This is a genomic window from Flavobacterium ardleyense (assembly GCF_042686085.1).
GTDB lineage: Bacteria > Bacteroidota > Bacteroidia > Flavobacteriales > Flavobacteriaceae > Flavobacterium > Flavobacterium ardleyense.
Genome location: NZ_JBHUOL010000012.1, coordinates 281,668 through 305,732 on the forward strand (window position 1 = coordinate 281,668; position 24,065 = coordinate 305,732).

The window sequence follows — 24,065 nt, forward strand, 5'->3', positions numbered from 1 at the left end:
CACTAAGGACACAATGAAGGCACAGAGGTCACAAAGCTTTTTATTTCTAAATTGTGTTTTTTATAGTTTTGCTTTGTAACTATTTGCTATTTATAAAAAGCACACAATATATTATATTTCTATAATTGTCCGTTTATTACTCTACGAACTCCATCTTTTAATAGTTTTACGTTGAAATTTATTAAAAAACCCAACTTACAATCTGTCAATTTCAAATAAGTTAATAATTGTGCTAAATGAACTTCATTTAAAGATTCTACAGCTTTAATTTCAACAATAAACTTATCTTCAATAATTATATCAATTCTATAACCGATATCTAATTTTACTTCTTCATAAACTAAAGGCAATGCCTTCTGTTTTTCAACTTTAAGATTTGACTTTTTTAACTCATAAAACAAACATTCTTCATAAGCACTTTCTAACAATCCCGGACCTAATACTTTATGAACCTTTAAAGCACTATCAAATACCAATTTAGAAATTTCTTGCTCCGTCATATTTGAATTTTTGTGTTCTTTGTGCCTTCTTCGTGCCCTTTGTGGTTATTTTATCTGCTTTTCAAGTTCAGTAATTATTTCAATTGCTCGATCAAAATCATTAGTCATTGCTGTGTCGGTTGCTGGTGCATAACGTGCATATTCGCAATCGTTCATTAACGCAATAAAGTGCGAAATACTGTCTTCTGTAGCATTTCTTTGTTGTAACAATTCGATGATATTTTCTTTACTCATTTCCACCGTTTCGATATGTAATTTAGCTTTCAAGAAATTGTGCAATGCTTTTTCCATCGCCATATAAAACGGAACTTTATCGCCCATTTGTCTTTTGGCATCGGAAAGATATTTCTTCACTAATTTGTTGTTTCTTCTTATTTTATTTCCAAAAGCATCGGCATCTTTCGCTTCTTTTTGTTTTTTAGCCACCATTATTACTGGAATTAACAATAATGGTGCAAACAATAAGGAATAGAACATTCCCGAACCTAAGAAATCGTCTTTTGAAGCCGAAACAAAACTTGTTTTCAACTTATTATATTGGAAAACTTCTTTCTTCTGAATGGTATTTTTATTACCAGTTCCTGTAGTTGAAGCTACAACATTATCTCCTTCCGCAACATCAATTGTGATTTCGTCCGAAGCAATAGTTTTATACGATTTACTCGCCAAATCATAATACGAAAATTCAATAGGTTTAATAGTGTACTTTCCTTTAAATTGAGGAATTATCGTGTATTTATCTGAGATATTTCCGACCATTCCGGTTAATGGCGTTTGCACATTTTCGGTATGAGCCGGATCGAACATTTCCAATGAATTTGGTAAAACCGGTTTTGGAAGGGTGAATAATTTTAAATTCCCTTTTCCAGCAACACTAACTTCTAAATCAAAAGATTCGCCAGCTTTCAAACTTGTTTTTGAAGGTTTTACTTTAAAATCAAATTGTCCAACAGCTCCAGAGAAACTAGCTGGTTTACCATTTTCAGGAAGTGGTTTTACATTTATAGTTTGCGTTCCGGTATTCAATGATTTTTCAACCGACTTTAATTCTAATTGTCCGAAAAAGTCACTTCTTCCAGTTGGCAACTCAGCATCAACATCAATTTTAAAAGGTTCGATGATTTTCGCTCCAGCTTCTAACGGATAAAGCGTCACTTTTCGCAACACCACCATACTATAATCTTTACCGTTGTATTTTCCTTTTTCGGCACGAAGTTGTTTTATATCAACGTATTGACTCCAGAAGTTTTCGTATTTTGGAGCTTGAAAATTTCTGAAATTGGAAACCGAACTATTATAAGGAAAATACAATTTATAAACCACCGTAACGGGTTCGTTCACAAAAGGATTTCTTGATGAAACTTCTCCCACCAAATGAATGCCTTCGCCAAAATCATAATTCTGCTGTTGCTGTTGTTGTTGCTGTTGCTGTTGCTGTTGCTGACGCGAATATTGTCCAGGATAAGTTGGCAATTGAACCGGATCTGTAATCGTGATTTTAATAGGTTGCGATTTATAAACCGTTCCATTAAATTCAATCGAAGCTGAACCAATCGTAAAAGTTCCTTTTTTTGTTGGTGTTAAATAGTAAATAACTTGGGTAGAAATCTCTCTTTTCTGCGTCATTCTTCCATTCACAATAGTAATAGAAGTCTGATTTCCTTTATTGATAAAAGGTCCTTCCGTTTTAAAACCAGCAATTTTTGGTGCTTGAAAATTATCACCTTCGTTATTAATAGAAAAAGCTAATGGAAATCGTTCATTTAATCCATAAGAATCTCGTTCAACTTGTGCTTCAAATTTTACTTGAGCAGAAATTGAGCTAGCGAAAAATGAAATAAATAAAACTAAAAATATCTTTTTCATAAATTACCAATCTTTTTCATTTGTAGTAGCTCGAGGCTTTACTTTCTTTTCGTTAATCTTATCTTGTAATTTCTTTTCAGCGTTGTTAACCGCGTCTAAGATATTATCGATTCTTTGCTTATCAGCTCCGGAAGGTTTTGGTGCTTCATTTCTATCTTCTTTTTTCTCCCCTTCGCCTTTCTCTTCTTTTTTATCTTTATCGCCCTTTTCTTTTTCAGGCTCTTTATTCTCGTCTCCTTTATCGTTTTTGTTATTTTCGGGTTGCGGTTGTTTGTCTTTCCCGCCGTCTTTTTTCTTATCGTCGTATCCTTTTGGTGGCGGATTTTCTTTTTTCTTTTTCTTCGCTAAAGCGTAATTATAACGCGTTTCTTCATCTAACGGATTATTGCGTAAAGCATCTTCATAAGCCTTAGTTGCCGAATCATAATTTTTTTCCAACATAAAGGTATTTCCTAAATTATGGAAGATACGGTGTTTTTCTTCTTTCGTTTTAGCTGATTCTAAAGCTTGAATATATTTGATTTGGGCTTCACCAGGCTGATTTTGACGGTAAATACTATTTCCTAAATTATAACCTGCAACGGCTTTTTTAGGCGATTTCTTCGATTCGGTAACGCGATAATCTGCTTCCGCTTTGGTATAACTTTTCTGTTGAAAAGACTGATTTCCTTCAAACAGATTCTTGTCTTTTTCTTGACCAAAAAGCACTCCGCTTACTAACAAAACGATGGTATAAACTATTTTATTCATTTTTCTTCTCGTTAAATAAGTTCAACTTTTGTACCCAAGCCGTTTTTTTCTCTAAAAGGAAAATATCTACTAAAAGCAATAGAAATCCTAAAGCCAAAAACCATTGATATTGGGATTCAAAATCGGCAATTTGTTGCGATTCAAATTCTGTTTTTTCTATTTTATCCAATTGCGATTTTACAGCTTCAACTACTTCTTTCGTATTCGCACCATTGATATACTTAGACTTGGTTTTATCTGAAATACTTTTTAATGTTTTCGGATACATTTTCGTAATGACATTATCGCCATTTTGATCTTTTTTGTACGAAATAATATTGCCTCGATTGTCTTTTATAGGAATCATAGCTCCTTTTTCAGTTCCCATTCCAATACTGAAGATTCGGACACCTTTGTCTTTCGCCAAACCGATTGCTTCATCGGCACCAACACCGTGATCTTCTCCATCGGAAACCAAAATAATCAACTTACTCGTGTCTTTAATGTCAAAATAATCGACTGATAATTTCAAAGCATCGTTAATCGCGGTTCCTTGTGAAGAAACCATATCGGTATTCATACTTTGCAAATACATTTTCGCTAATCCGTAGTCGGTAGTCATTGGCAAAACTGGATAAGCACTTCCGGCATAACCAACAATTCCAACTCTGTCATTTCCCAATTCATTGATGATTTGCGAAACCAATTGCTTCGTTTTTTCCAAACGACTTGGTGCAATATCTTCAGCTAGCATACTTTTTGAAATGTCCACAGCAAATACAATATCAATTCCTTGACGTTTTACCGTTTCCATCTTAGTTCCCATTTTTGGGTTGACCAAAGCAATTACCAAACAAGCAAATGCCAAAGACAAAACCGCAATTTTTAAAACCGGTTTAAACGTTGATTTTTCGGGACTTAGCTTTTTGAACAATTCCAAATCTGAAAATTGGGATTGCTTTTTTCTTTTCCAAACTAAATTGAATAGAAAAAGAACCACAAGAATTGGAATCAGTGCTAATAAATAAAAATATTTCGGGTTTTCTAATTCAAACATTTTTTTTCTTTCTAAACAATTCCTCTAAAAAACGAATTTCGTAATAAAACCTCAACTCCTAATAACAGGAAGGCCATCAATAAAAACGATCTGTATTTTTCATCGTAATTATAGAACTTCTTCTCGTCGATTTCTGTAGTTTCTAACTTATTGATATCGTCGTATATTTCTTTTAATTTCTCTGTCGATGTTGCTCTGTAATATTTTCCATCGGTTGTTTTTGCAATTTCTTGCATTAATTTTTCGTCAATTTCAACTGGCATCATTTTGAAAACTAATTTCCCATTGGCGTCTTTTGCTACTGGAAACATTGCTTTTCCATTCGTACCAATTCCTATCGTGTACACTTTTAAACCATATTGTTTTGCAATATCCGAAGCCATTCTTGGATCAATTGTTCCCGAGTTATTTACTCCATCGGTTAATAGAATAATGATTCTGCTCTTTGCTTTACTGTCTTTAATTCGGTTGATGGCTGTTGCTAATCCGACACCAATTGCGGTTCCATCGGCAATAATTGCATCATTATATTCAATCTTTTTTAGAGATTGCAAAATAATTGCTTTGTCTGACGTAATTGGCGTTAACGTATAACTTTCGGATGCATAAACTACTAATCCAATTCGGTCATTGACTCTTTCTTGCACAAAGGTTGAAGCTACTCGTTTCAAAGCTTCTAATCGATTTGGTTTAAAATCCGTTGCCAACATACTACTCGAAACGTCAATTGCCATTACAATATCAATTCCTTTTGTTGTTTTCGATTTTGAAGTTACATCTACGCTTCTTGGTCGAGCTAAAGCGATAATGATTAAACTCAAAGCCAACAATCTCAATACATATAAAAATGGTTTCGCTTTGGCTAAAAAGGTCTGATTTTGTTTAAACACCGAAACCGAAGGCATTTTTACAGAGGCCGAAAGCTGATTTCGCTTATAAAACAACCAAGCAATTGCGATTGGAATTAGTAAAAACAACCAAAAAAATTCCGGATTTAAAAAGGTTACTTTTCCCATCATTTCTTAGCTTTTCTTAGTTCAATTGAATTCTGAATTTTCTCCATAATTTGTTGGGCATACTCATCATCTTCCCTAGAAATTAAGAAAAATTCTTGAGCTCCTCCTGCTTGTGCAAAAACCACAATTTCATAACTCATCTTTTGGTCTTCCTGTTTGATTTCGTTGAAAGTTGTAAACGTTCCAAATGCTTTTTTACCCGAAAGTCCTTTTACATTTTCAAAATCTACTGTTTTCACGATGATATTTTTCGCACCTAAGCGCTCCAATTCTTTTAAATCCGCTTCAAGAGCAACTTCAATATCAATTTGAGTGGTGTCCTTAAATGCTGTTGTAATTAAAACCGTTGAAAAGTCGTCAATAATGCTTCCGTAAGCAAAGCGATTGATTGCTTTTACGTTTTCCGGAAGGTTATTTTGAATCTTCTCGTCGTTATTTCGAACTAATACTTTTGGTGTTTCGATTACAATTGCGGGTTCTCCGTATTCAGAAGTAATCCATTCTTTTTGTAATAATTCTTTGGTTGAATAACCGATGTAATTTTCTTTCAAATAATCTAATCCGAAGGTAAAAGCGAAAATTCCGACTGAAATCGCAAACAAGATTACGGCAATTCCAACAGAAAAAGCAGTTCTTAAAAATTTCTGTTTTTTCAATTCTTTCAGACGTAATTCTTCCGCAAATAATGCTTCCGATTCTTCTTCAGATCTTGGTAAAGCTTTGTCAATAATTAATAAAAACTTATCAATTACGCCTTTATCTTTTTCAATTTCGAATTGCATCGGTTGTGATTTCGCAAATTTCACTAAATCCGAATTTTCTAAAACGGTTTTAAATTTGGCCAAATCTTCCTTACTAACAAACATTTTCTTCTGGGAAATTGCTTTTCTTAAGGCCGTTAATAATTCGCTCGAAGTACTTTCCATTGCTGGAATATCAACAGATTCTTCGATATAAGTTCGAGCAATATCGGTCATTTCGGAATAGTATTCTTTTACTTCTCCTCTTTGAACCAGTTGTTTTTTATCTAAATTTTGAAGGTAATTAATCGCTTTTTCAATTGGTGATGCAAATAGCTCTTCTTTATTAGCTTTCGCTTTTTGTAAACGTTTAATTATGAAATACGATCCAAAGCCTGAAGCTATAATTAACGCTAGTAAAACTAACAATTTCCACCATTCGCTACTTGGTTCTTCTTCCGTAGCGATGATGTTTTTGATGTCATACATTTGTTGTTTGGTCGTATCAACTTTTACAGCATTCACCAAAATGGAAAGTGAATCGGTAGTAAATTCTTTTTGGTTGATTTTCACAACTAATTTCGGAATCGAATAACGACCCGAATCAAATTGGGTTAACCCATATCTTTTAATTAATTCGTATTGTGAATTGTTTTTTATGGTATCAATTGGATACGATTCCAATACTTCTAAATAACCAAAGTTCTTCGAATTAGGGAAAACTACTTTGTCCTTTTCGTTAACCGAAGCTTTGATGATTAAGTTAAACTGTGATCCAATTTTAATTTCGGTGGAATCAATAGCGGTGGTGATTTTTTGGGCAGAACCCAAAAAACTAAAAAACAATAAAATATATAAGTAAAAATTCTTTTTCATTTGTTTTTCCTTAATTACGAGCTTTAAAATAGCCCAATAATTTGGTTACATAACTTTCATCAACTCTAGCACTAATGGTTCCGGCACCACATTTTGAGAAAATATCTCTGAAGTAAGTTACGTTTTCGCGATAGTCTTTTTCATAAGCCATTCGCACTTTTTTTGATGTGGTATCGACTACTGTGTTTTCGCCTGTTTCGGCATCTACCATATTTACGATTCCTATATTTGGAAGGTGTTCTTCTCTTTGATCAAATACACGAATTCCAGTTACATCATGACGCTTTGACGCAATTTTCAACGTGTGTTCGTATTCCGCAGTCATAAAATCTGAAATCAAAAACACAATTGCTTTCTTTTTCAAAACACTTGATAAATATTTCAAGGCTTGAGCCAAATCAGTTTTGTGACTTTTTGGCTTAAATTCAATTAACTCACGAATAATTCTCAACACGTGTGATTTTCCTTTTTTAGGCGGAATAAACAGTTCGATTTGGTCCGAAAACAATAACAACCCGATTTTATCATTATTTTGAGTCGCTGAGAAAGCCAATGTCGCGGCGATTTCAGTAATCATATCCCGTTTTTGCTGATTTTTTGTACCGAAACTTTCAGATCCCGAAATATCGACTAATAACATCATCGTTAATTCGCGTTCTTCTTCAAAAACCTTTACATAAGGTTCGTTGTAGCGTGCGGTAACATTCCAATCAATTGCTCTAACGTCGTCTCCGTATTGGTATTGACGCACTTCTGAAAATGTCATTCCGCGTCCTTTAAAAGACGTATGATATTCTCCCGAAAAGATATGATCACTCAATCTTCGGGTTTTAATTTCAATTTTACGAACTTTTTTTAGAATTTCTTTGGTATCCATTTTTCTTAGGTTATCAGTTGTCGGTTGGAAAGTTGTCAGTTATCTACGAAACGGATAACAGACAACAGAAAACGTTTCAACTAATTTTTAAGGAACTTCAATTTCGTTTACAATTTTGCTAATGATATCTTCAGACGTTACATTTTCGGCTTCAGCTTCATAAGTGATTCCAATTCTGTGACGCAATACATCATAAACAACTGCACGAACATCTTCAGGAATAACATAACCTCTTCGTTTGATGAAGGCATAACATTTTGCTGCTGTAGCTAAATTGATACTTCCACGAGGCGATGCGCCAAAACTGATTAATGGTTTTAAACTTTCTAGTTTATATTTTTCAGGATAACGTGTTGCGAAAACAATATCTAAAATATATTTTTCGATTTTCTCATCCATATATACTTCACGAACGGCTTCTTGAGCTCTTAAAATTTGCTCTACAGAAACTACTTGATTTACTTTTTCGTAAGCTCCTTTTAAGTTTTGACGAATGATTGCTCGCTCGTCTTCCATTTTTGGATAATCGATAATCGTTTTCAACATAAAACGGTCGACCTGAGCTTCCGGTAACGGATAAGTTCCTTCTTGATCTACTGGATTTTGCGTTGCCATTACTAAGAATGGTTTATCTAATTTGAAGGTTTCATCTCCAATTGTTACTTGTTTTTCTTGCATCGCTTCTAACAAAGCCGATTGCACTTTTGCTGGTGCACGGTTAATCTCATCCGCAAGAACGAAATTAGCGAAAATTGGACCTTTACGAATAGTGAAGTCGTTGTCCTTCATATTGTAAATCATTGTTCCTACAACATCCGCAGGTAATAAATCTGGTGTGAACTGAATTCTGCTAAACGAACCGTGAACAGCTTGTGCTAAAGTATTAATAGCTAAAGTTTTTGCTAAACCAGGAACACCTTCTAGTAAAATGTGTCCTTGCCCTAATAATCCGATAAGCAAACGTTCCACCATATGCTTTTGACCGACAATTACTTTATTCATTTCCATGGTAAGTAGGTCGATAAACGCACTTTCTCTTTCTATCTTTTCGTTGATGGCTCTAATGTCTAAAGTCGAAGTATTTTCTTCCATTTTAAAGTATAATTTGGTGCTGTGAAATTAGTAAGTTTTTTTAACACTGCAAATTGTGATTTTTTTTAGATTTTAGTTGTTAACATAGCGTTAAAAATGATTAAAATTTCCCCATTTTATGAGTGTTTTATGATTCTATTTGCTAATTTTAAGAAATATTTAAAAATCAACAAAATATGTCTATACAACTGTCGCCTATTATTGCTGGAGTTATGAATTGGGGTGTTTGGGATAAAAACCTCAACACAAGAGAAATGAATCACTTAATTCACCTGTTTTATGAAAACGGAATCACCTCTTTTGACCACGCAGATATTTATGGTGGTTATACAACGGAGACTGCTTTTGGAAAAGCTTGGGCCAATTCAAAAATAGCACGTGAAAAAGTGCAATTTATTTCAAAATGTGGGATTCAGTATGTTGCTGAAAGTCGTCCTGAAAATAAAATTAAACATTACGATTATTCAAAAGAGTATATCATTTCTTCGGTTGAAAATTCGTTGAAGAATTTACAAACTGATTATTTAGACGTGTTTTTATTGCACCGTCCAAGTCCGCTAATGCGTGCTAATGAAATTGCAGAAGCTGTTGAAAAATTAAAAGCAGATGGAAAAATATTATCTTTTGGAGTTTCAAATTTTACAGCTTCACAAACGGCTTTAATTCAGAGTAAAACTGAAGTTTCGTTCAATCAAATTCAGTTTTCTGCGACACATCATGAAGCGATGTTAGATGGAAGTTTGGATTATATGGAATTGCATAAAATTCAGCCGATGGCTTGGAATCCTTTAGGCGTTGCTTTTAGAGAAAACACAGATCAAACGTTTAGATTGCGTCAACTTTTGGCAAAATTAGTAGAGAAATATGGCGTTGGTGCTGATATTATTTTATTGGCTTGGGTAAAACAACATCCAGCTAATATTTTACCGGTTGCAGGAACGATTAATGTGAGTAGGATTCAGCAATTAATGAAAGCACAAACTTTAGTTCTAGATACTCAAGATTGGTTTGCAATTTGGGCTGAGCCAATGGGACATAGAGTTCCTTAAAGGCAATATTATTTGCAATCCATTGAAGTTATGAGGAATATGTTATCACTGATTACTATTTTTATCTTTTGTATTTCCTGTAAAGTATCTGAAAAAAGTACCATTACTAAGGAACATTACAGTACTTTGGATCTAAATAGTAATCAAGGATTAATTGGAGATTCATTGAATCCCTACGTCAAATTTGAAGCTCTTAAAGAGGCTGTTAAATTAAAATTGGAAAAAATTTCAAGCGCAGAATCTAATGTGTTATATGAAGAATATCTCAATGAAAATTCTGAATTAGAAGCTCGAATAACCGACTTGGAACAACCTATTTTAGATAAATATCATTCCCAAGAGGAAGTAGACAAAAGTAATCTTGAAAATCTACTTACAAAGCTCTTAGAAAATGAATTAGAATTGAAGGAAGATGAAGACGGAAATTATACAATTAAAACTGTTTTTAACTTTTACTACAATCTCTTTCATAAGTATGTGACAGATGATTACAAAGATTATCTATATTTAAAAAGCGAAGAGAACAAAGAAATTTATGAGGGTGATGCATCATTAAACTTGACTTTCACCGAACTAGGCGATCGCATCATTGATTGGGAAAAATTTATTAAAAAATATCCTGAATCAAAATTAAGTAGTCAAGTAAAAGATCAAATTGCTAGATATCAAATTGATTACTTACTAGGCTTGGATAATACACCTACCACAGAAAAATCAGAGGATCCTGAAAAAAGGTTTATTTACCAAGAAAACATTGAAGAATTTAATCGTTTTATAAAGATTTATCCTAATAGTCCAACGGTTAAATTAATTCTTCTCTATCAAGCTAACTTTAAAAATAGTGATGCAATAGATCTCATAAGGAAAGAACAAGAAAAATAATGAAATCTAAGCTTACCACAAGATTTTGTTTGAAGTAATCTAATGAACATTTCAATCAACTTATATAGTAAGTTCAGACAAATAATATAGTAATAATATAAAAATGATTAACAAGCGCTTACTTATCAAAAATTTACTGGCTCACAATGATGAAAACAGTTTTTATGATAAGAAACGCTTATTAAATTTACATACACGAGAAGGAAAAGCAAAATTCTTAAAACACATTTGTGCGCTATCTAATTCCAACCCTGGTAACAATTCTTATATTGTTGTGGGCGTTGAAGATGAATCTAATGAAATTGTAGGTGATGACTTTTTTGACGACAGTCGCATTCAGAATTTAGTTAATGCTTTTTTAGAAAATCCACCTAAAATTCAGTACGAAAACGTCCCTTTTCCAAACTTGCCTAAAGATAAAGTTGTTGGTTTGGTAACTATTAAGCCAAAATCTAAGACTTCTTACTTTAAGAAGGGAATTCACACCATTGAAGCAAATAGTGCATTTGTTAGAAAAGGAAGCAACACGTCTCCTACAGCTGAGAAAATTCCGTATTCTAAACAAAATATTGAAACTGTAATTAGTTTAGAAAACAATTCTAGAAATAGTATTTCGCATACACTAGAAAGTGTTTTAGACTTTATCAACAACCGACACAAGGACTTGCCTTCACATTACAAGGTATTTAAAGAATTGTTTGTGGTTTGCTGGGCCGGAAATAAAAAGAAAATTAGAGATGAAGTTTTTTACTCTAGAGTTGATATTGAATTGATCAATGAACAAATAAAATTATTTTATTCGGCTTTAGATGAAGTTTCTATTACTTATGATGATTCTAGTTTTTCAATTACCGAATATGTTTGTTTGGGATTAAATGACAAAACCAGTTTTTACCCGTTGGAAAAAGTAACTATTGAATTTTTTGACAATGGTTATTATAAAATGGACTCCGAAATGTTATTTGAACCGCCGCAGTACAATAAAAAAGTATTGCATCACATTTACAATTCGAACAACGCTATTTTAGCAAAACTTCAAAAGGGTATTTCTTTACAAGAATCTGAAAAAAGAGATTTAATCAATCTACCACACACTCTAATGATCTGTTATTTGAATGGTTTTGAGGAAGCCATTCAAAAGCTTATCGAAGCGAAGCCCGATTTAAAAGCATTTGAAAACCCATTGGTTTATGTTTCTTTTAAAGAAGTGATGCGCATCTTAAGGAAAATGAAGTACAATTAATAAAAACTATCTTTTTTTTTTGAAAAAATAAGCATCAGATAAGATACTACAAGTAATGTTCCTAGTATATACACAACATTGTATTGTACACTGTAGTCTATAACGACAAACCTAGAAAAACGTTCCTGAAAAAGTGTGTAATAACTCAAATCAACAACAGCATAAATCCATATCAAACTTAAGATTAGTAAAGCAATTACTAGTCGTGTATATAACTTCATTTATTGATCATTTAAAAAATAAATTTACAAAATCACGAAAGATAAACTGCTACAGATTTTCTGTACATTTTATCTTTTTTTTAGCAATGTTTACTCACATTTCTGCAAAAATTAAATCAATCCATGATTTTTTGCCAAACGAATAATGTCTTCGTCGTTTCCTTTCTCAATTTTGAAGTAATAACGTATTTGGGCTTTCCTCTTATCAATTGCACTTATTGATAAATTCATGTGTTGTGGTAAATTTTTTGTTTTTACGCCTTCTGCTAAAAGTGTAATGAGTTTTCTGTTGCTTTCATCTAAGAAAGAGTTTTTCTCTTGAAGTTCAGTTATATTATCTACAACAGTTTTACTAGTATATATTTGATTGTTATAAATCTGTTCAAATGCCAATAAAAATTCTTCTGCAGTAAAATCACTTTTAACTAACAATCCGTTTGGCTCTATGCTTTTTTGGATGTTATCTAAAATAAAAGCCTCTGCATGAGACGTTAAAATTACAACTTTACATTTGGTGAATTTCTTTTTAATCAGCAAAGCTAAATCTTCACCACCCTTCATATTTTTCTCAAGATAGGGAGGTAAACTCAAATCTACAAAAGCCATATCAAACGCTTCTAAGTTTTGTTCAGAAGCAATAATATTATAGGCTGTTTCACAATTATAAGCTGGTGTTGTATTAATTTTTAATCCTAAATCATTGAAAGATAATATACTTTTATAACCCTCAATCATAGAAGGATGATCATCAATCATTAAAATATTCAAACTTTTCTTTGCCATTTTTGCTTCTTTTACTTCAAACCTACAATTATTTTCTAGTTAAGCTTTACTTTGAGATTTATTCGAGTTCCTTTACTCTTTTCCGACTCCACAATTAGCTCGCCTTTGATTGTCTCAGCTCTACTTTTCATGTTTTTAAGTCCAATTCCTTCTCTTATCTTTTTTACATTGAAACCAACTCCATTATCATAAATATCTAAATGCAAGACTCCTTCACTATCGGCATCAAGCTTTAGATCAATTTTTGTAGCGTTGGCATATTTATTAATATTATTAAATGCTTCTTGGATAATTCGATAAACATTCATTTTGATTTCGGGGCTCATGTTGTTAATCGCATCGCTGAAATTAACGCTAAAACGACATACTGGATCGTAAGTATCGCTTTGACTTTTTAATAATTCTTCTATTATATTTTTAAAATTACTCTTATTCATCGTTGAATCATTGTATAACTCATGAGAAAAAGCACGTATTTCTTGTTCAATAACGCGAATTGCATCAATATGTTGTATAGCAGTCTTTATTGTTTCTTCATCTTGTTTTCTAGATATTGCAAAGAGATTCAATCTTGTACTTGCTAATCTGTTTAAAATATTATCGTGAAGATCAAGTGAAATGTTTCGTTTAACTTTATTACGCACCTCATTTATATCATCCTGATTACTTAACATCAATCTATAAATCTCTTCATTTGATTCTTGCTGGCGCTGTTTAAACGCTAAACCTTTGTGCTTTCCGCGTTGATAAAGTATGATATAAAATAAAAGGCCGAAACAAAAAACAAGTAGTGAAGTACTTAATATTACTTTTTGTTGACCAGATATTTTTTCTTTTTCAGATATGATTTCATCTGTTTCAAATTCAATTCGAGCCAGTTTATTTCTAGTGGCTCGCTCTTGTTTTTGCAGTTCGTCGTTTAATTTAATGTATTCTTGAGCGTAAGACAAGCCTTCATTTGGAATTAATTTTGTAAAAAATTCTAAAGTGGATAGTAATTCCTTGTTATATTTAGATTCTTTAGCAAGATTATAAGCTTCTTTATTATTCTCAATTGCTAGAAGAGTATCTTTCTGTGCTAAATAGTATTCTGTTAGATGAAGGCGACTATTTACTTTCCCATAAGCATGATCAATTTTTTCATTAACCTTTAATGCCTTCTTAAAATCTTCTAAACCTTCTTTTGGGTTAATCTTAAAGCGAGAAAAACTGTAATTATCAAGTAGAGACGCGTACAATATCGGTTGAATGCTTTCTAGATTTTTTATTTTCAAGCCTTCTATGAAAATCTGCGTGGCTTCTTCGTGCTTATTAATGCTTTGGTAAACAAACCCGATGTTATTTAAAGTTTGAGCTTGTAAAATTGGTTTGTAGTTTTCATTTTCCAATTTTTTTATTTGTAGTAGGGATTTTTGATGATATTCTAAAGCTTTCTCATAATCACCTAATCCAGATAGCGAACTTCCAAGATGAGTATAACATTCATATATCAAGTAATCATCTTTTAATTCGATGGCTAAATTTAAAGCTTTAACCGTTTCTGACTCACTTCCCACAAAATCCTTTTCATAATGTAGAATATAAGCTTTATGAAGAATTGTACTTGCTAGATTATGCCTATCATTTAGGTTTCTATACTTTTTTCCGGATGTAACATAATAGTAATATGCACTGTCCTGCTTAGAAAGAGAAAAATAATAATCTCCCAAATAGTATTCGGCCTTTGCTATATTTAAAGAATCTCTGTTGGATTGTGTAAATTTTAAAACCTTATCTGTTATAGTTTTATATTTTTCATATTCTAATAAAGAAAAATATCGGTTGGCTATCTTAAAGTAATTGTCGGTTTTAAGCGAGTCATTACCATAAATATTTTCGATAAAAACAGCTGCAGAGTCAACAAAACTTAATCTCTCTATATTACTCAAATTGACGTCAGCACCTTTATCGAAATAAAGATCTAACTTTTCTTGACTAACTGACTTGTCCTCCTCAGGCTTACATCCTAAAAGCAGGAATATGCTAAATATAATTATTATCTGTTTCAATTATTGAATTTGCTTTTTAACAAATTTACTATTTATAGACAATAATTAATCTCTTTTTATAATTATTATTGGAATTCGAGCACTACTTCCTTTATCACTACTATTTATTAAGGGGAATTCTCTTTCTTATTTCGTAACTTTATCAAGAGATACACTGTCGTTTTTATTTGGAATATTTAAAACAACAAGAAACTAATTACAAGCAGTATAAGTATTTTCATAGAATTTGGGTTAATAAAATTATTCTTTTTTGATTATTATTACAGGAGTACCCTCTTCTCTTGCACTACTATCATTTTCGGTTTTCGACTCCATAGTATTTAATTGAATCATTTCAGACAATTTTATAGCTCTGTCCAAATCTGCATCTTGCTCATCTGCAGAACATGAAAACAAGAAAAAACTAACGGCAAACAGTCCAAGTAATTTTGTAGAATTTTTCATAATAATAATTTTTATAAAAGTTTGTAGTTTGTAATAGAGTATATTAAGAATATTATATCGATTTTTGTATTTATTAAAAATAACAAATCATTTTTAAAGTCTGTTGCAGATTTTCTGTACATTTTTACTTTCTATTCCCAATGTTTACTGAGATTATATGAAAAAATTTGTAATAGGAGACATCCATGGAGGTCTAAAAGCTTTGGTTCAAGTTTTAAACAAAATAAAATTTACGTCGGATGACACCCTAATTTTTCTAGGTGACTATGTCGATGGATGGAGTGAATCTCCCGCTGTTTTAGATTATCTAATTGAGTTGCAAAAACGTCAAAAATGTATTTTTATTCGTGGAAATCATGATGAACTAGTACTTGATTGGTTAACCGAAAACAACCAAAACATTGACAAATCATTATGGTATCAACATGGAGGAGAAGCAACCGTTTTATCCTACCAATACATTGATAACGAAACTAAAGCAAAACATATTGTGTTTTTGAAGTCACTTCAGAACTATCATTTAGACGAAAACAATAGATTGTATCTTCATGCAGGATTTTCTAATCTAAAAGGTGTAGCGCACGAGCACTTTAAACCTCTATTTTATTGGGATAGAACACTTTGGGAAATGGCAATGGCTCTGGACAGAAACCTTTCGAGCGAAAGCATCTATTATCCTAAAAGACTGAAGATATACCACGAAATTTTCATTGGCCATACACCCGTTACATACATCAATGAGGAGGTGCCGGTAAATTTTGCTAATGTTTGGAATGTAGATACTGGAGCTGCTTTCAAAGGTAAATTGACTATCATGGATGTGGTGTCAAAAGAATTTGAACAAAGTGATCCTTTGCCTGATTTATATCCAAATGAAAAGGGAAGAAACTAAAATTATCTTATATTTGTACTTTATTTAAAACTTATAGCGCTATGAAAAGAATTTTATCTATAATTATGTTATTTGCAGCAGTTCAAATGTCGAACGCGCAAGCCTTTCAAGGAAAAGGTGATACTAAGTTTCAAGTTGGTCTAAATATGCAAGATGGAGCAACTGGAATTACATCTACGGTTGATTTTGGACTTGGCGAGAACATGTCTTTTGGATTTGTGGCAACCTATTTACTAGGTGCAAATGATATTGATGGAGTCAAAGCGAAGTTTGAAGATAGAGCTGATTTAAAAGTACGCTTTAATGCGAATATTGGAAATGTATTAGGATTAGATCCAAAAATGGATGTTTATCCGGGATTACATTTAGGAACACGTAATTTTGGTGCTCACTTAGGTGCGCGTTATTTCTTTACTGATGGATTTGGTCTATATGTTGAAGGATCTGCTCCTTTAGCTAGATACGATTCTGAAGTAAGAGGTTTTGAACATTACAACAACCAATTTGTATTGCAAATTGGAGCTTCCTTTAACCTATAGTATTATTTTTGGTATACCTATTAAAGCAACTCTTCAAAAAAGTTGCTTTTTTTTATGCCATCCTATAACAATTTATACCTTTACCCGAAATATCATAACGTAAAATCCATATAAAATGAGTGTAATAGAAAAAAAACTAAAAGACCGCAGTGGTTCAGTTTGCGAAATCAGCGGCGCCGAACATGATTTAGTAGTTTATACTTTACCGCCACATACTGCGGAAAGCTTAGAACATTCGGTTTTATTGTCAAAAAACTTGAAAGACCAAGTTGAAAATCCAGAAACAACCGATGAAAAAGATTGGAGAGGATTATCTGATAGCATGTGGAACGAAAATTTACCCGTTCAAATTTTATCTTGGCGAATGTTAGCGCGTTTGAAAAACAACGACTTGCTAGAAATGATGTATTTAGATGAAGAAGCTTTAGAATGGGCAAAAGCAACTGCTGAAGATGAAGAAGAAGATGAAAATAAAATCGTTCACAAAGACAGTAATGGCGTAACTTTATTCGATGGTGATTCTGTGGTTTTAGTAAAAGATTTAGATGTAAAAGGAGCAACATTTACAGCTAAACGTGGTGCGGCGGTTCATAATATTAAATTGGTTTGGGATGATGCTACTCTTATTGAAGGTAGAGTTGAAAGCCAAACTATTTATATATTGACGCAGTATGTGAAGAAAACGAAGTAAAACATTGCGCAACATATAAGTCAAATAAGATTTAAAAAAGTAAAGGCGTTCAAAATATTGAACGCCTTTTTTGTATAAGTTTTACCTTATTACTTATCTTATTAAATGCTCTACAAATCAAATTTAATTCCTTGTGCTAAAGGCAATTCGTCTGAGTAGTTTACAGTATTTGTTTGTCTTCTCATGTATATTTTCCAAGCATCAGATCCTGATTCACGACCACCACCTGTTTCTTTTTCTCCACCAAAAGCTCCACCAATTTCAGCGCCAGATGTTCCGATGTTTACGTTTGCGATACCACAATCTGAACCAGAGAATGATAAGAATTTTTCAGCTTCTTTCAAGTCATTCGTCATAATTGCAGAAGATAATCCTTGTGCCACTCCGTTTTGAAGATCGATTGCATTTTCTACATCTCCTGAATATTTCATTAAATATAAAACTGGAGCAAAAGTTTCGTGTTGTACGATTTCGAAATGATTCTCCGCTTCAATGATTGCTGGTTTCACGTAGCAACCTGATTCGTATCCTTCACCAGAAAGAACGCCACCATCAACTAATACTTTTCCACCTTCAGCTTTTGCTTTCTCAATTGCAGCTAAATAAGTGTTTACAGCATCTTTATCGATAAGTGGACCGATATGATTTTTTTGATCTAATGGATTTCCAATAGTTAATTGTTTGTATGCACCAACGATTGCATCTCTTACTTTATCGTAAACTGATTCGTGAATGATTAATCTTCTTGTAGAAGTACATCTTTGACCAGCAGTTCCTACAGCACCAAATACAGCACCGGGAACAACTACTTTTAAGTCGGCAGTTGGTGTGATGATAATTGCGTTATTTCCACCTAATTCTAATAATGATTTTCCGAAACGTTGTGCAACTGTTGTTCCAACGATTCTTCCCATTCTTGTTGAACCTGTAGCAGAAATTAATGGAATTCTAACATCTGTTGTCATCATTTCACCTACTTTGTAATCTCCGTTGATGATACAAGAAATACCTTCTGGTAAATTGTTATCTTTTAAGATTCCAGCAATAATGTTTTGACAAGCGATTGAACATAAAGGTGCTTTTTCCGAAGCTTTCCACACACATACATCCCCACAAATCCAAGCTAAAGCGGTGTTCCAAGACCAAACGGCAACTGGAAAGTTAAAAGCAGAAATAATTCCGACAACTCCTATTGAATGCCATTGTTCTCTCATTACGTGTTTAGGACGCTCTGAAGGAATTGTTTGACCGTTTAATTGACGTGATAAACCTACAGCAAAATCACAGATATCGATCATTTCTTGAACTTCTCCGTAACCTTCTTGTAGTGATTTCCCCATTTCGTAAGAAACTAATTTCCCTAATGGTTCTTTTAATTCTCTTAATTTGTTTCCAAATTGACGAACGATTTCTCCTCGTTGTGGCGCAGGCATTGTTCTAAAAGTTTTAAAAGCTTTCGTTGCGCTTTCCATTACTCGCTCGTAATCGGCAGCAGTTGTTGCTCTTACTTTTCCTATTAATTGACCATCAACAGGTGAATAACTTTCGATTAATTCTCCGTTAGAGAACCATTCATTTCCTGTTGAAGTTCCGTCATTTATAGCTTTTACACCTAATTGTGCTAAAGCTTCTTCCATTCCAAATTGTTGAGCTATTGTTGGCATTGTAACTTTATTTAATGATTTTGTTATATTTTACACAAAAATAGTGCTTTTTTTTGACTTTTTTAGTGATTATTGTTACACAAGAATTATGCTTTTAAGGATATTGCCCTAGCCCAGATGGGAACGGCATCCTTTTTGTTTTTTCTTTAAAAAATAAAAAGATAGAGTGGACAGCTGGAAATAGCTCCTAAAAATTATTTTACAAATCTTGGATCTGCTTCCATTACTGTTCCGCAATTATCGCAAGTTCTTAATTCCTCTGAACCATAAAAGTCTTTAAAATGGGCTAAAAAATCCACTTCAATGTCTTCTAATTCAAAATAAACTTCGTGTAATTTGTGGTTGCAATTGTCGCAATACCATAATAATCCATCTGGAATATCTTTTCCTTCGCGTTTCTTTTCTACTACTAATCCGATTGAATTTTCTTCGCGAACAGGAGAATGTGGTGTTTTTGCAGGCAATAAAAACATATCGCCAGGACCAAGTTGCATTGCTTCTTTCTTGCCTTCGTCTTGCACGTAAACGGTGATATTTCCTTCTAACTGATAGAATAATTCTTCGCTTCCGCTGTAGTGGTAATCTTTACGAGCGTTTGGTCCGGCTACAATCATAACGATATAATCGCCTGAGCTGACGTATAAATTTTTGTTTCCAACCGGCGGTTTTAGTAAAGCTCGGTTTTCTTCAACCCATTTCGTGAGATTGAATGGTTTTTGAATTGCCATAGATTATAGTTTTGTGACTACGAAGTTACTAAAAAGAAAAAAGGTTAGTCATAATTTTCATTACAAACTAACCTTTTTATAAAATTTTTAAGAATTATCTAACCTCTTTCACTAAGTAAATATATACCGGAAAGTGATCAGAGAATCCTGGAACATTGTTTTGATTTCTCAAAGGATACCCTTTATACTGGCCAGTTCTTTGAATTAAGAAGGGTTTGTTATAAATACCCGCCTTCCAATATTTAAATGATCCGTAATCGTTTTTATCTTTTGAAATAAATTGCTCACTTATCATGATTTGGTCAAAAATATCACCTGAATCTCTATAAAACAGGGTTGCGTGGCCATCTTTTGCCATTTGCTCAAAAGGATTAAAAATATCTGCTGGTTTTTTTAATTCTTCTTTTTTAAGTTTGGCGCCAATTCCTTCTTTTACACTTTTGTTATATGTGCCGTCATTAAGATCGCCCATTGTAATCATTTTAGCATTTGGGTTAATTTTAATAAGAGAATCCATAATTTTTCTATTTAACCTTCCGGCAGCTTCTCTATAAGGACTACTTCTTTTTTCACCACCTGAACGCGATGGCCAGTGATTTACAATTACATTTATCTCTTCACCATCTAACATACCCGTAACTAAAAGTTGGTCACGTGTATAGATTCTTTTCGTTTTTGTGTCATAGTTTTTATTGTTTTCTATTTCTTCGTCTTGATCATCAGTCTTCTTAGACTTCTTTGTTTTAGTCTCTTCGTTTTGATAAACATAAAGCGGCACATTGATATAGCTAGTAGGTTGAAAATACTTTTCTTGATATAAAAATCCAACGTCAATTCCACGTTTGTCTGGCGAATCAAAGTGAACTACTTTGTATCCTTTGTCAATTAATCGTGGATGTTTAACTAAGTCTTCTAAAACTCTTCTATTTTCTACTTCACAAACACCAATGATTACAGGTGAATTTTTCTGCATGTCACTAGTCCCTAATTCAATTAGCACTCTACTTAAGTTATCTAATTTTTTTTCGTAATTTTTCTTAGTCCATCCATTAACTGGCGTATATTCTTCATCATAAGTATCCGGATCATTGATGGTATCAAATAAGTTTTCTACATTGTAGAATGCAACGGTGTGCACTTTGAACTTTTTGTCTTGGGCTAAATTTTGGTTTATTGCGAATATCACAACAAAAGCAGTAATACAGTTTTTAATTTTCATAAAACGAATGTTATATAATTATCAAGTTGAATACAAATTGGATGCCAAAGGTAAATAATATTATTAAAAGTTATACCTTTGTAGGCTGCCAAGTTTTTTTTAAGCCCCTAGCAATCAATTAGTATTAACTATAATATTCTTTATGAAAAAACTTGTTTTAAGTACTATTCTAGTACTACAAGCTGTTTTTGTTTTTGCACAGCAAAATCCAGCCTTAAAAGGTAAGGTTATCGATGCTAAAAGCCAAAAACCATTACAAAACGTTGTTGCTACGATTCAAAGTACTAACCAATCTGCTTTAACTGATTTTGATGGAAACTTTGTTTTTCAAACGGTTCCACCAGGTAGTCAAGTGTTATTGGTTAAGACTAATGGATATAGTCAACAAACATATTTGTTAGAACCAGCTACCGAAGAGACTGTTGATTTAGGAACAATTGTTTTAGAGGAAGATATTACTTCTGAACAACAATTAAGCCTTGTAACAATTACAGAAAATGATTTAGGTGATGACAACAGTGGATCTGAAAGTACTGCGGGTTTATTACAAGCTACTCGCGATACGTATCAACAAGCTGCCGCATTTAATTGGGGTCAAGCTCGTTTCAGAATCAGAGGTTTAGACAACGAATATGGTACCACTATGATTAATGGTATTGTAATGAATAAGATTTATGACGGAAGACCACAATGGAGTAACTGGGGTGGTTTAAACGATGCAACAAGAAATCAAGAATTCTCAATGGGTTCAGCTCCTTCAGACTACAATTTTGGTGGTGCTTTAGGAACGCAGCAAATTAACACAAGAGCTTCATTCTACCGTCCAGGTACAAGAATTTCTATGTCTGGAACAAACACAAATTACAACTTTAGAACAATGGGAACTCATGCTTCTGGCATGAACCAAGACGGTTGGGCATTTGTAGTTTCTGCTTCTAGAAGATGGGCAGAAGAAGGTTATTTTGAAGGAACAGATTATGCTGCAAACTCATTATTTGCAAGTGTTGAAAAAAGAATAAATGATAACCATAGCTTAAATTTAACTGCGATTTATTCTCAAAACAGTAGAGGAAAAACTTCTCCAAATACTGACGAAGTTACTGATTTAATGGGAATTGAATACAATTCTTATTGGGGTTATCAAAACGGTAAAAAACGTAATTCAAGAGATAAAGATATTGAAGAGCCAATTGTAATGTTATCCCACTATTGGAAATTATCTAATAGAACTAACTTAAATACTAATGTTGCTTTTCAAACCGGAACTATTGGCAACTCTAGATTAGACTATCAGTTAGGAAACAACCCTGATAAAACATACTACAAAAACTTACCAAGTTATTTCAATAACTTAGGCGGTTACTCACCAGCACAATTGACTTCAATTGGTGAAACCTTTCAATCTAATGCTCAGTTAGATTGGAATGCGATGTATGCTGCAAATAACACAAGTGCTTACACAGGAAGAAGTGTTTATGTATTGTATGAGGACAGAACTGATGACAACTTATTAAATGCTAACACGCTATTACACTCAAGTTTATCTGACAATATCACTTTAAACGCAGGAGTCAACTTCAGAAAATTACGTTCTCACAATCATCAAAATCTTCTAGATTTAATGGGTGGACAGTACTTTTTAGATGTAGACACATTCTTTAGTGGAGATGGTGCGCAATCAAATTTAAACAATCCTAACAGACAGGTTGGCGAAAACGAATCTTACGGTTATAACTATTTGTTACATGCCTTAACTTTTGACGGTTTTACTCAATTTAAATTTACGTATGACAAAGCTGATTTCTATTTAGCACAATCTTTTTCTAGAACAGAGTATCAGAGAGAAGGTATATATAAAAACGGAATTTATGCTAACAATTCTTTCGGAAAAGGGGAAAGCATCACTTTCGAAAACTTCGGATTCAAAGGTGGTTTAACTTATAAATTATCAGGAAGACACTATTTAGACTTTAATGGTTTATACCAAACTAAAGCGCCTGGCTTAAGAAACACATTCTCAAATGCTAGATTAAATAACGTAATTACACCAGATATTAAAAGTGAATCAATCACAAGTGCAGATGCTAGTTATATTGTAAGAATGCCGAAATTTAAAGCAAGATTAACTGGTTTCTATGCTAAGATCAAAGACGCTTCTAAAATCTCTTTCTATTATGGAGAATTTGATGATGCTGCAGGCGATTCTGATACTTTTGTAAGTGAAATTACAACAGGAATTGACAAACAAAATATGGGAGCAGAACTTGGTTTAGAGTATAATATTACGTCTACTGTTAAAGCTACTCTTGCTGCATCATACGGTCAATACATTTATTCTAACAATGCGAAATTAAAAATTAATGACGATGCTTTAGCTCAAACCAACTCAAACACATTGATTGATTTAGGAAAAACATACATTAAAGATTACTTCCAACCGGGAATGCCACAAAAAGCAGCTTCTTTTGGCTTGGAATATAGAGCGCCGAAATTTTGGTGGATTGGAGCTAACGTAAATTACTTAGCCGATAGCTATATTGATGTTTCAAGCGTTTTAAGAACGAATAACTTTGCAGTTAATTCAAACGGTGATGGTTACTCAGGAGCAACTCCAGAAGCAGTTAGAGCCATTCTAAAACAGGAAAAATTTGACGACTTTACATTGGTAAACTTAACAGGAGGGAAATCTTGGAGAATAAGTAAAGCAAATAGAAACACTGTTGGATTCTTTGCTTCTATAAACAATGTATTCGATGTAAGATATAAAACAGGTGGTTTTGAACAATCTAGAAAAGCTAATTTTGCAGACTTACAAGCAGATAACGCAAACGGAACGCCTTCTTTCGGTTCAAAATATTTCTATGGTTATGGAAGAACAGCATTTGTTAACTTCTATATTAACTTCTAAT

The 24,065-nt window shown here is 32.9% G+C and carries 21 protein-coding genes; 7 read left to right on the plus strand and 14 right to left on the minus strand.

The annotated features are described in order from the left end of the window. Positions 1–119 precede the first annotated feature (119 nt). From ACFSX9_RS06960 to ACFSX9_RS06995, 8 genes are all read right to left on the minus strand, one after another. Positions 120–500: a GxxExxY protein gene (locus ACFSX9_RS06960; protein ID WP_379806031.1), complete on the minus strand. Its 381-nt coding sequence runs from the start codon at positions 498–500 to the stop codon at positions 120–122. Between the two features lie 45 nt (positions 501–545). Continuing rightward, on the minus strand, positions 546–2,366 hold the full coding sequence (locus tag ACFSX9_RS06965; protein WP_379806033.1) for a BatD family protein: 1,821 nt from the start codon (positions 2,364–2,366) through the stop codon (positions 546–548). 3 nt (positions 2,367–2,369) lie between these two features. Next, positions 2,370–3,116 (minus strand): BatC protein, encoded by a 747-nt coding sequence (locus tag ACFSX9_RS06970; protein ID WP_379806035.1) that lies wholly within the window; start codon positions 3,114–3,116, stop codon positions 2,370–2,372. Next, entirely contained in the window at positions 3,109–4,152 is a 1,044-nt protein-coding gene (locus tag ACFSX9_RS06975) for a vWA domain-containing protein (RefSeq protein ID WP_379806037.1), read from the minus strand. The genes ACFSX9_RS06970 and ACFSX9_RS06975 overlap by 8 nt, the downstream gene beginning before the upstream one ends. A gap of 11 nt (positions 4,153–4,163) precedes the next feature. Next, positions 4,164–5,168 (minus strand): vWA domain-containing protein, encoded by a 1,005-nt coding sequence (locus ACFSX9_RS06980; protein ID WP_379807049.1) that lies wholly within the window; start codon positions 5,166–5,168, stop codon positions 4,164–4,166. Beyond that, positions 5,168–6,784, minus strand: coding sequence for a hypothetical protein (locus ACFSX9_RS06985; protein WP_379806039.1), 1,617 nt, complete (start codon positions 6,782–6,784; stop codon positions 5,168–5,170). Before ACFSX9_RS06985 ends, ACFSX9_RS06980 begins: the two co-directional genes overlap by 1 nt. 10 nt (positions 6,785–6,794) lie before the next feature. Beyond that, complete coding sequence (locus ACFSX9_RS06990; RefSeq protein ID WP_379806041.1) at positions 6,795–7,661, minus strand: DUF58 domain-containing protein; 867 nt, start codon at positions 7,659–7,661, stop codon at positions 6,795–6,797. An 87-nt stretch (positions 7,662–7,748) separates the two neighbouring features. Next, a complete protein-coding gene (locus ACFSX9_RS06995) occupies positions 7,749–8,753 on the minus strand; it encodes an AAA family ATPase (protein WP_379806043.1) in 1,005 nt (334 codons plus the stop codon). Positions 8,754–8,929: 176 nt separating this feature from the next. Between ACFSX9_RS06995 and ACFSX9_RS07000 the strand changes: the two genes are divergently transcribed. From ACFSX9_RS07000 to ACFSX9_RS07010, 3 genes are all read left to right on the plus strand, one after another. After that, complete coding sequence (locus ACFSX9_RS07000) at positions 8,930–9,802, plus strand: aldo/keto reductase (protein ID WP_379806045.1); 873 nt, start codon at positions 8,930–8,932, stop codon at positions 9,800–9,802. Between the two features lie 12 nt (positions 9,803–9,814). Further along, positions 9,815–10,684: a hypothetical protein gene (locus ACFSX9_RS07005; RefSeq protein ID WP_379806047.1), complete on the plus strand. Its 870-nt coding sequence runs from the start codon at positions 9,815–9,817 to the stop codon at positions 10,682–10,684. 103 nt (positions 10,685–10,787) lie between these two features. Beyond that, complete coding sequence (locus ACFSX9_RS07010; RefSeq protein ID WP_379806049.1) at positions 10,788–11,927, plus strand: ATP-binding protein; 1,140 nt, start codon at positions 10,788–10,790, stop codon at positions 11,925–11,927. A gap of 332 nt (positions 11,928–12,259) precedes the next feature. On the opposite strand, the gene ACFSX9_RS07015 is transcribed toward ACFSX9_RS07010, so the two are convergent. The 3 genes from ACFSX9_RS07015 to ACFSX9_RS07025 all read right to left on the minus strand — a co-directional run bounded on the left by ACFSX9_RS07015 (position 12,260) and on the right by ACFSX9_RS07025 (position 15,423). Continuing rightward, positions 12,260–12,931 (minus strand): response regulator, encoded by a 672-nt coding sequence (locus ACFSX9_RS07015; protein WP_379806051.1) that lies wholly within the window; start codon positions 12,929–12,931, stop codon positions 12,260–12,262. A gap of 35 nt (positions 12,932–12,966) precedes the next feature. Continuing rightward, positions 12,967–14,979, minus strand: coding sequence for a tetratricopeptide repeat-containing sensor histidine kinase (locus ACFSX9_RS07020; RefSeq protein WP_379806053.1), 2,013 nt, complete (start codon positions 14,977–14,979; stop codon positions 12,967–12,969). Between the two features lie 240 nt (positions 14,980–15,219). Next, on the minus strand, positions 15,220–15,423 hold the full coding sequence (locus tag ACFSX9_RS07025) for a hypothetical protein (protein ID WP_379806054.1): 204 nt from the start codon (positions 15,421–15,423) through the stop codon (positions 15,220–15,222). Between the two features lie 157 nt (positions 15,424–15,580). Here ACFSX9_RS07025 and ACFSX9_RS07030 point away from each other — a divergent pair, with 157 nt between their 5' ends. From ACFSX9_RS07030 to ACFSX9_RS07040, 3 genes are all read left to right on the plus strand, one after another. Then, a complete protein-coding gene (locus tag ACFSX9_RS07030; RefSeq protein WP_379806056.1) occupies positions 15,581–16,315 on the plus strand; it encodes a metallophosphoesterase family protein in 735 nt (244 codons plus the stop codon). A gap of 41 nt (positions 16,316–16,356) precedes the next feature. Next, positions 16,357–16,854: a DUF6646 family protein gene (locus ACFSX9_RS07035; protein WP_379806058.1), complete on the plus strand. Its 498-nt coding sequence runs from the start codon at positions 16,357–16,359 to the stop codon at positions 16,852–16,854. Between the two features lie 115 nt (positions 16,855–16,969). Beyond that, the gene (locus ACFSX9_RS07040; protein WP_379806060.1) at positions 16,970–17,545 is read left to right on the plus strand and encodes a PhnA domain-containing protein; all 576 of its coding nucleotides are present in this window, start codon (positions 16,970–16,972) and stop codon (positions 17,543–17,545) included. Between the two features lie 110 nt (positions 17,546–17,655). On the opposite strand, the gene amaB is transcribed toward ACFSX9_RS07040, so the two are convergent. From amaB to ACFSX9_RS07055, 3 genes are all read right to left on the minus strand, one after another. Next, positions 17,656–19,209 carry an L-piperidine-6-carboxylate dehydrogenase gene (gene amaB, locus ACFSX9_RS07045; protein ID WP_379806062.1) on the minus strand — a complete coding sequence of 518 codons (1,554 nt, stop codon included), beginning with the start codon at positions 19,207–19,209 and terminating at the stop codon, positions 17,656–17,658. Positions 19,210–19,403: 194 nt separating this feature from the next. Beyond that, entirely contained in the window at positions 19,404–19,937 is a 534-nt protein-coding gene (locus ACFSX9_RS07050) for a 3-hydroxyanthranilate 3,4-dioxygenase (protein ID WP_379806063.1), read from the minus strand. Between the two features lie 94 nt (positions 19,938–20,031). After that, positions 20,032–21,156, minus strand: a complete 1,125-nt coding sequence (locus ACFSX9_RS07055; RefSeq protein ID WP_379806065.1) for an endonuclease/exonuclease/phosphatase family protein — start codon at positions 21,154–21,156, stop codon at positions 20,032–20,034. A 142-nt stretch (positions 21,157–21,298) separates the two neighbouring features. Here ACFSX9_RS07055 and ACFSX9_RS07060 point away from each other — a divergent pair, with 142 nt between their 5' ends. Beyond that, positions 21,299–24,064, plus strand: a complete 2,766-nt coding sequence (locus tag ACFSX9_RS07060) for a carboxypeptidase-like regulatory domain-containing protein (protein WP_379806067.1) — start codon at positions 21,299–21,301, stop codon at positions 24,062–24,064. Position 24,065: the final 1 nt, after the last annotated feature.

Bases quoted from the DNA above. Each gene is read 5' to 3' on its own strand.
- ACFSX9_RS06985 (WP_379806039.1), bottom strand. From the start codon at position 6,784: ATGAAAAAGAATTTTTACTTATATATTTTATTGTTTTTTAGTTTTTTG.
- ACFSX9_RS07035 (WP_379806058.1), top strand. From the start codon at position 16,357: ATGAAAAGAATTTTATCTATAATTATGTTATTTGCAGCAGTTCAAATG.
- ACFSX9_RS07000 (WP_379806045.1), top strand. From the start codon at position 8,930: ATGTCTATACAACTGTCGCCTATTATTGCTGGAGTTATGAATTGGGGT.
- ACFSX9_RS06990 (WP_379806041.1), bottom strand. From the start codon at position 7,661: ATGGATACCAAAGAAATTCTAAAAAAAGTTCGTAAAATTGAAATTAAA.
- ACFSX9_RS07040 (WP_379806060.1), top strand. From the start codon at position 16,970: ATGAGTGTAATAGAAAAAAAACTAAAAGACCGCAGTGGTTCAGTTTGC.
- ACFSX9_RS06975 (WP_379806037.1), bottom strand. From the start codon at position 4,152: ATGTTTGAATTAGAAAACCCGAAATATTTTTATTTATTAGCACTGATT.
- ACFSX9_RS06995 (WP_379806043.1), bottom strand. From the start codon at position 8,753: ATGGAAGAAAATACTTCGACTTTAGACATTAGAGCCATCAACGAAAAG.
- ACFSX9_RS06980 (WP_379807049.1), bottom strand. From the start codon at position 5,168: ATGGGAAAAGTAACCTTTTTAAATCCGGAATTTTTTTGGTTGTTTTTA.
- ACFSX9_RS07030 (WP_379806056.1), top strand. From the start codon at position 15,581: ATGAAAAAATTTGTAATAGGAGACATCCATGGAGGTCTAAAAGCTTTG.
- amaB (WP_379806062.1), bottom strand. From the start codon at position 19,209: ATGCCAACAATAGCTCAACAATTTGGAATGGAAGAAGCTTTAGCACAA.
- ACFSX9_RS07060 (WP_379806067.1), top strand. From the start codon at position 21,299: ATGAAAAAACTTGTTTTAAGTACTATTCTAGTACTACAAGCTGTTTTT.
- ACFSX9_RS06970 (WP_379806035.1), bottom strand. From the start codon at position 3,116: ATGAATAAAATAGTTTATACCATCGTTTTGTTAGTAAGCGGAGTGCTT.
- ACFSX9_RS07055 (WP_379806065.1), bottom strand. From the start codon at position 21,156: ATGAAAATTAAAAACTGTATTACTGCTTTTGTTGTGATATTCGCAATA.
- ACFSX9_RS06960 (WP_379806031.1), bottom strand. From the start codon at position 500: ATGACGGAGCAAGAAATTTCTAAATTGGTATTTGATAGTGCTTTAAAG.
- ACFSX9_RS07050 (WP_379806063.1), bottom strand. From the start codon at position 19,937: ATGGCAATTCAAAAACCATTCAATCTCACGAAATGGGTTGAAGAAAAC.
- ACFSX9_RS06965 (WP_379806033.1), bottom strand. From the start codon at position 2,366: ATGAAAAAGATATTTTTAGTTTTATTTATTTCATTTTTCGCTAGCTCA.
- ACFSX9_RS07015 (WP_379806051.1), bottom strand. From the start codon at position 12,931: ATGGCAAAGAAAAGTTTGAATATTTTAATGATTGATGATCATCCTTCT.
- ACFSX9_RS07025 (WP_379806054.1), bottom strand. From the start codon at position 15,423: ATGAAAAATTCTACAAAATTACTTGGACTGTTTGCCGTTAGTTTTTTC.
- ACFSX9_RS07010 (WP_379806049.1), top strand. From the start codon at position 10,788: ATGATTAACAAGCGCTTACTTATCAAAAATTTACTGGCTCACAATGAT.